At 46.6% G+C, this 680-nt stretch carries 1 protein-coding gene; it reads left to right on the top strand.

Features of this window, described 5'->3' with window-relative positions; all coding sequences use genetic code 11:
* A partial coding sequence (locus A3756_RS06900; RefSeq protein ID WP_231875504.1) for a GTP-binding protein occupies window positions 1-680 on the top strand: 680 nt, incomplete at both ends.

Raw genomic sequence — 680 nt, forward strand, 5'->3', positions numbered from 1 at the left:
TATCACTATCGCGACGTCTCACGTTGAGTATGATTCAACTGATCGTCACTACGCTCACGTTGACTGCCCAGGGCACGCCGATTATGTTAAGAACATGATCACAGGTGCTGCTCAGATGGATGGTGCTATCTTGGTTTGTGGTGCGACTGATGGTCCTATGCCTCAGACTCGTGAGCACATCCTTTTGTCTCGTCAGGTAGGTGTACCTTACATTGTAGTATTCTTGAACAAGGCTGACTTGTTGGCTGAAGACTGTGGTGGTGCAGGTTCAGAAGAATACAACGAGATGCTTGAATTGGTTGAAATGGAAATTCGTGAGTTGCTAGACACTTATGAGTTCCCAGGTGATGATACGCCAATTATCGCAGGTTCTGCTTTGATGGCATTGAACGGCGAAGATGATAACGAGCTAGGTACAACTGCTGTTAAGAAGTTGGTTGAGTCGCTAGATTCTTATATTCCAGAGCCAGAGCGTGCTGTAGATCAGCCATTCCTAATGCCTGTTGAGGACGTGTTCTCAATCTCAGGTCGTGGTACGGTTGTAACGGGTCGTGTTGAGCGTGGTATCATCAAAGTTGGTGAAGAAATCGAGATTGTTGGTATCAAGGAAACTCAAACCACTACTTGTACTGGTGTTGAGATGTTCCGTAAGCTTCTAGACGAAGGTCGTGCGGGTGAGA

Source organism: Oleiphilus sp. HI0086 (assembly GCF_001635225.1).